Annotated in this window: 13 protein-coding genes; 8 read left to right on the plus strand and 5 right to left on the minus strand. The window is 37.2% G+C overall.

The window, feature by feature from the left end; translation table 11 throughout:
- Positions 1-204 precede the first annotated feature (204 nt).
- The 4 genes from secDF (at position 205) to DHW03_RS18285 (ending at position 6,659) form a co-directional block, all read left to right on the plus strand.
- The gene (secDF, locus tag DHW03_RS18270; protein WP_109927297.1) at positions 205-3,186 is read left to right on the plus strand and encodes a protein translocase subunit SecDF; all 2,982 of its coding nucleotides are present in this window, start codon (positions 205-207) and stop codon (positions 3,184-3,186) included.
- A gap of 673 nt (positions 3,187-3,859) precedes the next feature.
- Positions 3,860-5,185 carry an NAD(P)/FAD-dependent oxidoreductase gene (locus DHW03_RS18275; protein ID WP_109927298.1) on the plus strand — a complete coding sequence of 442 codons (1,326 nt, stop codon included), beginning with the start codon at positions 3,860-3,862 and terminating at the stop codon, positions 5,183-5,185.
- Positions 5,186-5,277: 92 nt separating this feature from the next.
- The gene (locus DHW03_RS18280) at positions 5,278-6,138 is read left to right on the plus strand and encodes a hydroxymethylglutaryl-CoA lyase (protein ID WP_109927299.1); all 861 of its coding nucleotides are present in this window, start codon (positions 5,278-5,280) and stop codon (positions 6,136-6,138) included.
- 215 nt (positions 6,139-6,353) lie between these two features.
- On the plus strand, positions 6,354-6,659 hold the full coding sequence (locus DHW03_RS18285) for a VOC family protein (RefSeq protein WP_205941029.1): 306 nt from the start codon (positions 6,354-6,356) through the stop codon (positions 6,657-6,659).
- A gap of 132 nt (positions 6,660-6,791) precedes the next feature.
- On the opposite strand, the gene DHW03_RS18290 is transcribed toward DHW03_RS18285, so the two are convergent.
- The 3 genes from DHW03_RS18290 to fbaA form a co-directional block, all read right to left on the minus strand.
- Positions 6,792-7,214: a GNAT family N-acetyltransferase gene (locus tag DHW03_RS18290; RefSeq protein ID WP_109927300.1), complete on the minus strand. Its 423-nt coding sequence runs from the start codon at positions 7,212-7,214 to the stop codon at positions 6,792-6,794.
- Entirely contained in the window at positions 7,214-7,696 is a 483-nt protein-coding gene (locus tag DHW03_RS18295) for a low affinity iron permease family protein (protein WP_109927301.1), read from the minus strand. The genes DHW03_RS18290 and DHW03_RS18295 overlap by 1 nt, the downstream gene beginning before the upstream one ends.
- A gap of 309 nt (positions 7,697-8,005) precedes the next feature.
- Positions 8,006-9,085, minus strand: coding sequence for a class II fructose-bisphosphate aldolase (fbaA, locus tag DHW03_RS18300; RefSeq protein WP_109927302.1), 1,080 nt, complete (start codon positions 9,083-9,085; stop codon positions 8,006-8,008).
- Positions 9,086-9,291: 206 nt separating this feature from the next.
- Here fbaA and accD point away from each other — a divergent pair, with 206 nt between their 5' ends.
- The 3 genes from accD to DHW03_RS18315 all read left to right on the plus strand — a co-directional run bounded on the left by accD (position 9,292) and on the right by DHW03_RS18315 (position 12,475).
- Positions 9,292-10,137: an acetyl-CoA carboxylase, carboxyltransferase subunit beta gene (gene accD / locus DHW03_RS18305; RefSeq protein ID WP_109927303.1), complete on the plus strand. Its 846-nt coding sequence runs from the start codon at positions 9,292-9,294 to the stop codon at positions 10,135-10,137.
- A gap of 334 nt (positions 10,138-10,471) precedes the next feature.
- Positions 10,472-11,278, plus strand: coding sequence for a nucleoside triphosphate pyrophosphohydrolase (gene mazG, locus DHW03_RS18310; protein ID WP_109927304.1), 807 nt, complete (start codon positions 10,472-10,474; stop codon positions 11,276-11,278).
- Between the two features lie 72 nt (positions 11,279-11,350).
- Positions 11,351-12,475 carry an ATP-binding protein gene (locus DHW03_RS18315; RefSeq protein ID WP_109927305.1) on the plus strand — a complete coding sequence of 375 codons (1,125 nt, stop codon included), beginning with the start codon at positions 11,351-11,353 and terminating at the stop codon, positions 12,473-12,475.
- Here DHW03_RS18315 and DHW03_RS18320 read toward each other — a convergent pair.
- Complete coding sequence (locus DHW03_RS18320; RefSeq protein ID WP_205941030.1) at positions 12,470-12,751, minus strand: YchJ family protein; 282 nt, start codon at positions 12,749-12,751, stop codon at positions 12,470-12,472. The genes DHW03_RS18315 and DHW03_RS18320 overlap by 6 nt on opposite strands.
- On the minus strand, positions 12,741-12,854 hold the full coding sequence (locus DHW03_RS19730; protein ID WP_205941031.1) for an SEC-C metal-binding domain-containing protein: 114 nt from the start codon (positions 12,852-12,854) through the stop codon (positions 12,741-12,743). Before DHW03_RS19730 ends, DHW03_RS18320 begins: the two co-directional genes overlap by 11 nt.
- 94 nt (positions 12,855-12,948) lie before the next feature.
- On the opposite strand from DHW03_RS19730, the gene truA reads away from it, so the two are divergent.
- Positions 12,949-13,749: a tRNA pseudouridine(38-40) synthase TruA gene (gene truA, locus DHW03_RS18325; RefSeq protein ID WP_109927306.1), complete on the plus strand. Its 801-nt coding sequence runs from the start codon at positions 12,949-12,951 to the stop codon at positions 13,747-13,749.
- Positions 13,750-13,793: the final 44 nt, after the last annotated feature.

Here is a 13,793-nt window from a genome sequence, read left to right on the forward strand (position 1 = left end):
TTTGGTTAAGAAATTCAGGCTGATGTGCCAACAACTACGGAAGGATATTAAAACAATTTAGAAGTATCGAATAACGAAAGGATAATTCTGCTGTAAAAATTATTGTTAATAAATTATCAATTAAGGGGTTCTATAATTTAAAAATTTAATTAGATTTGCCGACTTGTTAAAAAACAGCCAAAGACAAATTATTTTAAACAAACAATGCAAGGAAAAGGTTTTATTAAGTTTATAGCGATAGTATTAGCTATCGTTTGTGCGTATGCACTTTCTTTTACTCTGGTAGCATCCAGTGTAGAAAAAGACGCAAAAAACTATGCGAAAGGTGATTTAGCCAAAGAAAAGGCTTATTTAGATTCGATGAGCACGGAGAAAGTTTATCCAGTAGTTGGGTTTACTTACGGAGAGGTTAAAGCGAAAGAGATTAATTTAGGTTTAGACTTAAAAGGTGGTATGAATGTAACGATGGAGATATCGTTAGCGGAATTGGTTAAATCTTTAGCGGGAAACCCTACTGATGCAAACTTTAACAAAGCCATTCAAAATGCTCAAGCCCAATTAAACGCTGGTGGTAAAGATTACATCAAAATATTTGTTGATGAATTTGAAAAATTAAGCCCTGGTGTAAAACTTGCAGATTATTTCTCTAACCAAGACAATGCTTCACAGTTAAAAGCAAGCGCAAGCAATAGTGAGGTAGAATCTTTCTTGGAGAAAGAGGCCACAAGTGCTATCGACCGTTCGTTTACTGTTTTACGTTCTCGTATTGATGGTTTCGGAGTTGTAAGTCCGAACATGCAAAAACAAGAAGGCAGTAACCGCATCTTAATCGAGATGCCAGGTGTGCAGGATAAAGATCGTATTGCTAAACTTTTACAAGGTTCTGCCGAGTTACAGTTTTGGCAAGTATATCAAGTACAAGAGGTTGCGCCTTTATTAGAAAATATAAACAAAACCTTAGCGGCGACCCTAAAAGTTGCTACGCCTGCTAAAACCGATTCTACAGCAAAACCTGCTGAAGGCGGTAAATTAGCTGGTTTAGAAAAAGCTTCTGCTAAAGATAGCACAACTAAAGGTGGCAAACTTGCTGGCTTAGGTAAAAAAGATTCTACAGCTGCAAGAGCGGAGTTACTAAAATCTAACCCACTTTATGCAGTTTTAAACTTACCAATTTACCAAGGCGAAAACGGCCAACAACAACTTATGCCAGGTGCAGTTGTGGGTATGTCGTTACAAAAAGATACGGCTAAAGTAAACGCTTACTTAAAACTTCCAGAAGTTGTTGCTGCAATTCCTTCTACAATGAAGTTTATGTGGAGCGTTAAGCCAAGAGAAGGTTCTAAAGTTTTCGAATTATATGCCATTAAAGTTGTAAGTGCCGATGGAAAACCGGATTTAGGTGGTGAAGCCATTAGCGATTCGCGTGCAGACTTTGACCAAAAAGGTAAACCAGAGGTAACCATGTACATGACCAGCGAAGGTGCTGCGAAATGGAAAAAAATTACCGCAGAAGCTGCTGCTGATGCAAACAATAAAAAATCTATTGCAATTGTTTTAGATAACATGGTTTATTCTGCTCCAACGGTTCAGAATGAAATTGCTGGTGGTGTTTCTTCAATCACAGGTAACTTTACCCAAGCAGATACTAAAGATTTATCAAACATTTTAAAAGCGGGTAAATTACCTGCCCCAGCACGTATTGCTGGTAGTTATGTTGTTGGGCCTACTTTGGGTGCGCAAGCCATTCACGATGGTTTAATCTCTTTCGTGATTGCGTTTATCGTAATCCTGATCTTCATGGCATTGTATTATCACCGTGCGGGTTGGGTAGCTAACTTTGCCTTGTTAATCAACTTATTCTTCATTATTGGTATTTTGGTATCATTAGGTGCAGTTTTAACATTGCCTGGTATTGCCGGTATCGTGTTAACTATTGGTTTATCGGTAGATGCAAACATCCTAATTTTCGAACGTGTACGTGAGGAACTGGCTTTAGGCAAGAACATTCCCACGGCCATTAAAGAAGGTTTTAAACATGCCATGCCATCTATCCTAGATGCAAACATTACCGTATTTATTTTAGGTGCTATTCTTTATGCGTTTGGTAGCGGGCCGGTACAAGGTTTTGCAACTACGTTGTGTATTGGTATTCTATCGTCGTTATTTGCAGCGGTTGCCATTTCGAGAGTTGTATTTGAAGGAATGCTAAGTCGTAAAATGGAAATCAGTTTCGATAATAACTTTACACGAAATGCATTTAAAAACCTTGCGTTCAACTTTGTTGGTCGTCGTAAAATATACTACATCATCTCAACTGTAATTATTCTTGCAGGTATTGGTATGTACTTCAAAAACGGTGGTTTAAACTTAGGTGTAGATTTTAAAGGTGGTAGAACTTATTTGGTTCACTTTAATAAAGCAGTAAATACTGAAGATATTAAAGCCAAATTAACGCCTGTTTTTGGAAACGAAACACCAGAGGTTAAAACTGCTGGCGAGGCAAGCAATGTAAAAATCACGACTACATTCCACATCGAAGATCAAGACATTAAAACCGATAAAGTTGTTGAAGATGCTCTGAAAAAAGGTTTAACTGGCGATACCTACAAAATTGAAAGCTCGCAAAAAGTTACACCAATCATTGCTAGTGATATCGTAAATGGTGCTTTCTATGCTGTATTGATTTCATGTATCTTCATGTTCATCTACATTGTGGTACGTTTCAAGAAATGGCAATATGGTTTAGGTGCGGTATTGGCATTGTTCCATGATGTGCTTATGGTACTATCTTTCTATACCATTTTAGATGGCGTTTTACCATTCTCTTTAGAAATTGGACAAGATTTCATTGCCGCTATTTTAACAGTAATGGGTTATACCATGACAGAAACTGTAGTTGTTTTCGATCGTATCCGCGAGCGTTTAAAAGAAGCTGGTAAAGATGATTTACATGGTGAAGCTCGTAACAACTTAATTAACTTCGCATTAAACAGCACATTAAGTCGTACAATTTTGACTTCATTAACTGTATTCTTCGTGTTATTGGTAATCTTTATTTTCGGTGGCGATAGCATTCGTGGATTCATCTTCGCATTGTTAATTGGTCGTATCATTGGTACATATTCATCATTATGTATCTCTACGCCTATCGTAATCGATTTAGGTAGCTCTGAAGAAAAAAAGTAGGACGATTATAAATTCAAATTTATACCAACGCCTCGATGAAAATCGGGGCGTTTTTTTGTGGTTAATCTTCGAGTTTAGTCTCTCGAAACATTAAATCTATATTCATTCAGCTTTGGCAACTGACCAAATAATTATGTTTTGGAAAGCACTTGCAGTAACTCTTTTGTACATGCAGTCCTGCTGTACACTTTACTTCGCTGCGCTTCGTGCTCGTTTCCATCAGGTTTAATTTACGCAGAACAGTACTAGAAATTTCCACTGCTAAAATGAGTGAAAGAGTGAAAGAATGAGTGAATGAATGGTGGGTCAGCTTAGTAGTGCCACGTTTGGCGTCTTATCCAACATTAAATTTATATTCATTGAGCTTTGGCAACTGACCAAATAATTATGTTTTGGAAAGCACTTGCAGTAACTCTTTTGTACATGCAGTCCTGCTGTACACTTTACTTCGCTGCGCTTCTTGCTCGTTTCCATCAAGTTTAATTTACGCAGAACAGTACTAGAAATTTCCCCTCCTATAATGAATGAATGACTGAAAGAATGAATGATTGGTGGGTCAGTCATACCAAAGTTATTTCTCCATGCAATAAGGTTATGAATGTGCTAAGCGCCCCACAGCCCTAAACCTTTTAGCTATCTTTTTGTTACTTTAGCAACACATTAACAAAAGAAAATGGATTTACAACTTCCGAAAAGCGAATACCCAAGAGTAGTTATAGTAGGCGGTGGATTTGGTGGAATAGAACTGGCTAAACGATTAAAAAACAAACCTTTCCAGGTAGTTATGTTAGATAAACACAACTATCATACCTTTCAGCCACTATTGTATCAGGTAGCAACGGGTGGCCTTGAGGCAGATTCTATCGCTTTTCCATTACGGAAGATTTTTAAGGGGCAGAAAAATTTAATTTTCAGGGTTACAAAAGTGAAGGAAGTTAATGCAGGTGAAAACTGCCTGCTTACAGATATCGGCAAAATAAATTACGATTACCTCGTGATTGCAACAGGTTCTACTAGTAACTTTTTTGGCAACAAAGAAATTGAAACCAACTCAATGCCCATGAAATCGATACCAGAGGCATTGGATTTGAGAAGTCTGATTCTGCAAAATTTCGAAAAATCGTTAATTGAAACAGATCTAGATAAAAAAAGTGCATTATTGAATTTCGTAGTTGTAGGTGGTGGACCAACAGGGGTTGAAACCTCTGGGGCAATTGCCGAACTTAAGAAGCATGTAATTCCGAATGATTATCCTGAGATGGATTTAAGCAAGGTAAACATTTACTTGGTTGAAAATTCACCAGAACTTTTGGGCGTAATGTCTCCACAAGCACAAAAAAAATCAAAAGATTTTTTAACGGAAATGGGTGTGCAGGTGATGAACGAGACTCGGGTTTTGGGCTACGATGGTCATACCCTATCCCTTCAAGATAAACCAGCGATACTGAGCGCTACCGTAATTTGGAGCGCTGGTGTTAAAGGAGAAGTTTTAGGTGGCTTGGATGAAGCCGAAATTGTACGCGGCGGAAGATTAAAAACCGATACTCAAAACTTGGTAGTTGGCTACAACAATGTTTATGCAATTGGCGACGTTGCTGCAATTATAACGGAAGAAACACCAAACGGACATCCCGGTGTTGCACCTGCGGCAATCCAACAAGGGCATCATTTGGCCAAAAATTTAATCAACTTGAGTTTGAATAAGCCCCTAGAGCCATTTAAATATTTCGATAAGGGTTCTATGGCAACTGTAGGAAGAAACAAAGCGGTTGTAGATATTGGCAAAATCCGTTTTCAGGGCGTATTTGCTTGGTTTACATGGATGTTTGTTCACCTGATGACCTTGGTTGGCTTTAGAAATAAGATTATCGTTTTCGTAAACTGGCTTTGGAGCTATTTTAGTTACGATCGCGGAACCAGATTAATTATTAGAACCTTCGCAAAAGATAGAAGTGTAGATTATCGAGCAGAGGCAAATACTGTAAAGGAAGTACATTAAAGTATAACCTGAGCCGTTTTTGTTGGGTGTTGCTTCAAAAACTTCTTGTTTATAAAAAACTTTGCTCAACTTAGCTGTAAACCAAATTAAATATGAGTAACGAAGAATTCAAGTTAGTAGAATGCCCTCGTGATGCCATGCAGGGATTACATGATTTTATTCCAACTCAACTAAAATCGGAATACTTGAATTTGTTATTGCAGGTTGGCTTTCACACCTTAGATTTTGGCAGTTTTGTTTCGCCAAGAGCGATTCCTCAGATGGCAGATACCGCAGAAGTTTTGGCTAATTTGGATTTAGGCAACACCACAACCAAGCTACTCGCCATTGTAGCCAATTTAAGGGGCGTAGAAGACGCTGTAAAACATCAAGAGATTGATTACTTGGGATTCCCTTTCTCTATCTCAGAAACCTTTCAACAACGTAATACCAACTCCAGTATAGCTGAGTCCTTAAACACAGTTGAAGAAATGCTTTTATTGTGTGATCAAAACAATAAGAAAGCAGTTGTATATTTATCAATGGGATTTGGAAATCCTTATGGTGATGAATGGAATTACGAGATTATAGAAAAATGGGCCGATATTTTGGTGAGTAAAGGTGTGGCAATTCTTTCTTTGTCTGACACCGTTGGTGTTTCTACCCCAGAAAAGATAAGCAGCATTTTACCGAAAATGATAGATAAGTTTAACAAAACCGAGATTGGAGTTCACTTACATTCAGCGCCCAACCAACGTTTTGAGAAGATTGAAGCGGCATACAATTCGGGTGTTAAACGGATAGACTCGGCGTTGAAAGGTTTTGGCGGCTGCCCTATGGCTGCTGATGATCTAACAGGAAACATTGCCACGGAGGATGTAATTGCCTATTTAAATAGCAGAGGAGAAAATTTAGAGATCAATATGGACAAATGGAAAGAGGCAGTTGTACTATCCGAGAAAATTTTTGGATAATTAGCCTGAGTTCGGGATGATAGATAGCGATTGAAACCAACTAAGGCCTTGCAATACATTCAGATTGACGAACTTCTATAATTTCTTTTGAAAGTCGTCCACCCTGCTTGATGTATTTAAGCATTGTAATGGCTTTGGTTGTTCTCCATTGCCGCTTAAACCGACTCCATGAATGAACAATTGACAAACAAAGGCTTCAATATGACACAGCATTAATGCACATTGCAATTTTGGTAAAGGATTATGACGAAGCCATAGAATTTTATACCAAAAAATTGCACTTTGATTTAATTGAAGACACAACTTTAACTGATTCCAAAAGATGGGTATTAGTTAGACCACAAGGAGCCAAAGAATGTGCACTTTTATTGGCTAAAGCCGTAAATGATACGCAAATAAGCGCAATAGGCAATCAATCTGGCGGCCGTGTCTTCTTATTTTTAAATACCAATAATTTCGATCGTGATTATGAAAATCTAATTCATAACAACATCAAAATCATTAGGCCACCCACGATATAAAAATATGGTAAAGTGGCCGTTTTTGAAGACTTATACGGCAATCTTTGGGATTTAATTGAATCAACTTCGAAATAAATTTTTGGTTAAATCCCTCACATTGACCCCTGTAATTTAGCCCTTCAAACAATCAAATTAAACCTGCTTAACCATTTTAAAATGCTGGATACCAGCTTCTTCAAATTGATCTCCCTCTGCAACAAATCCAAATTTTGCATATAAACTCATGGCATCCAACTGGGCATTTAAGTAAATGTAATGCGCATCTAAAGGTAAATCAGATAAAGCTTCTGCAATTAGTGCACGCCCAACCCCCTGACCTCTAAATTCTTTAAGTACCGCAAAACGCTCTAATTTGTAACCCTTATCGGTTTTACGCCATCTGCAAGCGCCACATGGCTGCCCATTGTTAGCGGCAAGAAAATGTATCGATTCATCTTCATGTTCCCATTCCAGTTCGGGTGGGCAGTTCTGCTCATCAACAAATACAATTTTACGAATGGCAAATACTTTATCTAAATCTTCTGGATGGTTAACTTTTTGGACTAGCAAACTCATTATTTCTGTTGTTTAAAATGTTTATTTGTTTTTAATTTCATTTCGTTTAACTCTTTAGCTACATCTATAGAGTGCGAACAATGAATATCGGCCTCTTTTTTTGCAAGTGTAGCAATCGTTACGTAAAATTTATGTAACTGATCCAATTCTTTTTCGCTCAAATCTTCAATATCCACCATTCTATTACTTGCCCCCTGCTGAGCTGCAATAAGCTCATTTAATTTAAGCTGAATGGCTTTACCATCTTTATTTTGCGCTTTCTGGATTAAAAAAACCATCAAGAAAGTAATGATCGTTGTACCCGTATTGATGAACAATTGCCAAGTCTCTGAATATTTAAAAAGTGGCCCACTAACAGCCCACAGAATTACAATTGCTGTGGCAGAAATAAAAGCCACCGAGCTACCAGTAAATTTTGTTGCAGCATTGGCAAACTTCTCAAAAAAATTATTTTTTGGGGCATCAGGTTTAGACTTTTTCATCGCGATTTGTTTGATTTAAATATAGCTAAAACAAACAAAAGCGCCATAAGTTTTACAACCTATGGCGCTTCGTTAAAGCGATATGCTAAATAACTCAAGTTTGGAATAACAACATCATCTTTTAGAAATAAAAAGACCCTAAAATAAGTGTAGGGTGACGACTCCTTATAAAATCTTTTAAAACTCGTCCTCAAGCTGAAATTTCAGCATCTTAATGAAGATTTGCTTTGGTCCTTCTCCTATAAACCGAACTCGGATTTAAATAAGTTAAGAATGTTAAAGCTAATTCATCCCTAAAAAATAAAAATGTTATAACTTGTCGTTAGCGTTGATGCAGTTCAAATCTTCGAAAGCAGTAGTTAAACGCTTAACAAAAGTTTCTTCACCTTTACGCAACCAAACGCGAGGATCGTAGTATTTTTTGTTAGGTTTATCGTCACCGTCTGGATTACCAATTTGGCCTTGAAGGAAAGCTTCATTCTTTTTGTAATATTCTAAAATACCTTCCCAAAATGCCCATTGCATATCAGTATCAATATTCATTTTAATTGCACCGTACGAAATGGCTTCTCTAATTTCTTCTTGAGAAGAACCCGAACCACCGTGGAAAACGAAGTTAATCGGTTTCTCAGCAGCCAATCCAAATTTTTCTTTAACAAAATCTTGCGAGTTTTTCAAAATTACAGGTTGCAATTTAACGTTACCTGGTTTATAAACGCCATGAACGTTACCAAAAGCAGCAGCAACCGTAAAACGAGGAGAAACTTTGCTTAATTCTTCGTAAGCATAGGCAACTTCGCTTGGTTGAGTGTATAATTTGGAGCTATCAACATCGCTATTATCTACGCCATCTTCCTCACCACCTGTAACACCAAGTTCAATTTCGATGGTCATATTCATTTTAGCCATACGGGCTAAATATTTAGCAGAAATTTCCATGTTTTCCTCGATAGATTCTTCTGATAAATCTAACATGTGAGAAGAAAACAAAGGTTTTCCGGTTTCGGCGAAGAATTTTTCTCCATGGTCTAAAAGGCCATCAATCCAAGGTAATAATTTTTTAGCGGCGTGGTCGGTATGTAAAACCACGGCAACACCATAATGCTCTGCCAATAAATGTACATGTTTAGCTGCCGATACAGCACCTAAAATACATGCTTGCAATTTCTCATTATCTAAAGATTTACCCGCATAAAACTGAGCACCCCCATTAGATAATTGAATCATAACAGGCGAATTTACTGCCTTTGCAGTTTCTAATACCGCATTAACCGTGTTTGTACCGGTTACGTTTACTGCTGGTAAAGCAAACTGATGTTTTTTAGCCTGCTCAAACAATTCTTGAACGGCATCTCCGTAAATTACGCCTTTGTAGCCTTTTAAACTCATTTCTTGTTAATTTTATTAAGTCCGAAGTTATAAAAAAAAATAACATTTTATACTTTTATAACAATACATTTATTTGTTTAACAACCAAATAAGGCATATTTAGTGTAAAAACTACATTATCCATCGTGTACTTTTTACACTAAATACAAATACTTGACTTAAATATTTTTTTCGTTTCTTTGCAATCCAATTCTTTAAAAAATTATATGGCTTGGTTTAAGAGAGAGAATAAAGGTATCATTACCACAACTGAAGAGAAAAAAGAAGCACCAGATGGCTTGTGGAACAAATGTCCAAATTGTAAAAAACCGCTACATCAGGCAGAATTACAGGAAAACAAATATGTTTGCCATTACTGCAGTTATCACCTAAGAGTAGGGTCTAAAGAATACTTCGAAGTTTTATTTGATGATAATGAGTTTAAAGAGCTGTTTGCCAACCTTACTTCAGGCGATCCATTAAACTTCAACGATAACAAACCCTACACCGATAGAATATTAGAAAGCCAAGCTAAAACAGGCTTAAAAGACGCTATTCGTGCAGGCGTTGGTAAAATCGAAGGTCAGGATATAGTTATTGCTTGTATGGATTTCGCTTTCATTGGTGGTTCTATGGGTTCGGTGGTTGGAGAAAAAATTGCTCGATCAATCGATTACAGCATCAAACACAAAATTCCGTTCCTAATGATTTCAAAATCAGGTGGCGCAAGGATGATGGAAGCTGCATTTTCTTTAATGCAGATGGCCAAAACGTCTGCAAAGCTTGCATTGTTAAGCCAAGCTAAAATTCCATATATCTCTTTGTTAACCGATCCAACAACAGGTGGTGTTACAGCATCTTATGCCATGCTTGGCGACATTAACATTGCCGAACCTGGTGCCTTAATCGGTTTTGCTGGGCCAAGGGTAATTAAAGAAACCATTAAAAAAGATCTACCAAAAGGCTTCCAAACATCCGAATTTGTTTTAGAACACGGATTTTTAGATTTTATTGTGGATAGAAGAGCCATGAAAGCAAAATTGGGTGCTTTCATCAAAATGATGAACAATTAAATTCCTTTCCCATAAACCTATTTGGTAAAAGGAAATAGCAAAATTTTTCGATACTTAAAAGAGCAGGGCTTAAATCACTTCAGTTATTTAAGTCCTGCTCTTTGCTTGTTGTAGGCTGTTTCATCAATCAAAAATAGTTTCTAGCAGACAAAATTAAATTTCTTCGCCGTGGTTCGTGTCTTCACGAAACACCATCTAGCTGTCGGTGGCCCACTAAACTGATTGCCAAAAACAAACAGCACTATTCTTTTTGTTTACTACATGCAATAGTATTATTTTAGCCAATACTTGAGTAGCCAAATTTGGCTCTGTAATTCATTCATTAAAAAATAACATGCCCAACAACCCGATTCCAGAAAGTGCCCACAATCCAGCCGACGCTTTTACCCGTTTGCTAACTGTTTTAGATACCCTTAGAACACAATGCCATTGGGATAAAAAGCAGACCATGGAAACTTTGCGACACTTAACCATCGAAGAAACTTACGAGCTATCTGATGCAATTTTAGAGGGCGATTTAGAAGAAATTAAAAAAGAATTAGGCGATGTAATGATGCATCTGGTTTTCTATGCCAGAATAGCCTCCGAAACCAACGATTTTAACATTACCGATGTTTTAAACGGCGTTTGCGACAAATTGGTTAATCGCCATCCGCATATTTATGGCGATGTGGAAGTGCAAAATGAAGAAGACGTAAAACGCAACTGGGAACAGATTAAATTGAAGGAAGGAAATAAATCGGTGTTGGCGGGCGTTCCATCCTCTCTCCCAGCCCTTGTTAAAGCCTCAAGAATTCAAGAAAAAGCTCGTGGAGTGGGTTTCGATTGGGAAGATAAAAATCAGGTTTGGGAAAAGGTTGAAGAAGAATTACAAGAATTTAAAGCTGAATTTAACGTGGTCGACAATACGGCGATTGATGTAGAAAAAGCAGAATCCGAATTTGGTGATGTGCTGTTTTCATTAATTAACTACGCCCGCTTTATCAACATCAATCCAGAAAATGCCCTCGAAAAAACAAATAAGAAATTTATCAAGCGTTTTCAGTATTTGGAAAATAAGGCAAAAGCTAATGGAAAAGCCTTGGCAGACATGACACTTGCCGAGATGGATATTTATTGGAACGAGGCTAAAAAACTGTAAAAGCATACAAAATCGCAAAATTTACATGAATTTTGCGATTAAAATCGCAAAATTTATATTAAATTTGCGATTATGATTTCTAGAGCTGTAGCCAATTTTATTGAAAACCATCTGAATGATGAGAAAGCAATCATACTTTTGGGACCTAGGCAGGTTGGTAAAAGTACGCTTTTGCAACAATTATCATCAAAATTTGCTAAACCAGTTATTTGGTGGAATGGAGACGACGCTGACATCAGGGCGATCTTATCCAATACCACCTCAACTGCGCTCCAATCCTTAATAGGTAAATCGAAAACCCTGATTATCGACGAAGCTCAACGCATAGATAATATTGGTTTGTCCATCAAAATAATTATCGATCAAATTAAAACTGTAAAGGTTATTGCAACTGGCTCATCTGCCTTTGAATTGGCCAATCATATCAATGAGCCTTTAACGGGAAGAAAATGGGAATTCAACCTCTTTCCCTTTTCTTTTGGCGAAATGGTAGAAGAGCACGGCTTACTTGCCGAGAAAAGATTGTTAAACCACCGCTTGGTTTATGGCTACTATCCAGAAATTGTTAACAATCAAGGTGAAGAAGAGATCAGACTGAAACAACTTTCCAACAGTTATTTATATAAAGACATTTTGACTTGGGAAAAGATCCAGAAGCCTGATAAAATGGAGAAACTGATTCAGGCATTGGCGTTTCAAGTTGGAAATGAAGTTTCGTACCATGAACTTGGACAGATAACCGGACTTGATAATGAAACGACGGAAAAATACATCGATTTATTAGAAAAAGCATTTATCGTCTTCCGATTAGGTTCTTTAAGCCGAAATTTAAGAAATGAGCTTAAAAAAAGTAGAAAAATATATTTTTACGATAATGGAATCCGGAATGCAGTCATCAATCAATTTGGTTCTGCTACATTAAGGCAGGATATAGGTGCATTGTGGGAAAATTTTGTAATTAGCGAGCGCGTAAAGTTTCTTGCCTATCAGCAAATTAACTGTAATCAATATTTTTGGAGAACCCATGCACAGCAAGAAATAGATTATATTGAAGAAAGAAATGGTTTAATGAACGCTTACGAGATTAAATGGAATCCAAAGTCAAAAGCAAAATTTCCAAAATCGTTTTTAGAAGCATACAAAGATGTTGAAACCAAAATAATAACGCCAGAAAACTTTAGTGACTTCCTTTTATGAGTAGAATTTACCATCAACGTAATACCACCTGCCCTCTTCCAACTTGAAATTCGATTTTTCGTGTAAAACTTCGGCTTGGAATTTCTTATTCAAGTAGTACGCCTTAAACTCTACCACATCAAGTTCAGCATGAACAATTTCTAGTTTAACCCACTTGGTATTTTTGGCACTCTTTAGGTAGGCGCTTTTGGCATTTCCTGATCTTTTGATTGGGTGCGTGGTATCGTATAGATAATCTCCATCTAAAACTACGAAAGCCGAATATCTAGATCGCATTAAAGCCTCTGCTGTGGGTGCTGCTAACTTTTTTTTTGTGATAAGGTTCGCAACAAATGGAGTAGTGCAAGCCACTTCCGCAAGGACAATTTACTGGGTTCATTCGATTTTAAAGGTTAAAAATGGAAAGCTGGAGCACAAAAGTATGATTTAATATTCCTGATGCTAAAATTTACGTAAAATTGCAGTCGAAACTAATGAGATATTTCTTCCACATTGCATATCAAGGTCAGCATTTTAGCGGCTGGCAAAAACAACCCGGTGTTAAAAGCGTACAGGAGGTAATTGAACAATCACTTTCCAAGATTTTCAAAAAGCCTATTCAAATCATTGGTTGTGGCCGAACGGATGCCCATGTGCACGCCAGTCAGTTTTTTTTTCACGCCGACTTTGAAACCGAATTTGAATTTGATTTACTTTTTATCCTGAACAAATCACTTCCACACAGTATTGCGGTTTTTGATATTGTTAAGATGGATGGATTGCCTCATGCCCGTTTTGATGCTGTACAACGAAAATATGATTACTTTATCCACACCTATAAAGACCCATTTTTAGGCACACAAAGTTCTTATTACTACGAGCATCATCTCGATTTTAAAAAAATGAAGCGAGTGGTAAGCCTTTTACCCAAATACAAGGATTATCGAAATTTTTGTACCCATCCTGATAAATATGACCATACCAAGTGCAATGTTATGGAGGCCGATTTATTTGTAAACGCGAAGGAAAATCGAATCCGATTTCACATTGCGAGCAACCGTTTTTTAGGTAAAATGATACGGATTTTGATGGGTAAAATACTCCTAGTGGGCAAAGGAGAGTTAAGTGTAGATGAATTTGAGAGTTATTTGAATGGTGCAGATCGGCCACAACTATTACTTCCTGCGCACCCAACGGGCCTATTTTTATCAAAAGTAACCTATCCTTACTTGAATTTGGAGCCTAAAACGGAATTTTTAACAGATACGCAGGGAACAGAATGGCTTTCCGTGTAGCATCTGATTTATTTTTTTAATCGCAGACTGTCCAGTGTCAAATT

Origin of the sequence: Pedobacter yonginensis (assembly GCF_003173595.1) — a bacterium.
In the GTDB taxonomy this organism is placed as follows: domain Bacteria; phylum Bacteroidota; class Bacteroidia; order Sphingobacteriales; family Sphingobacteriaceae; genus Pedobacter; species Pedobacter yonginense.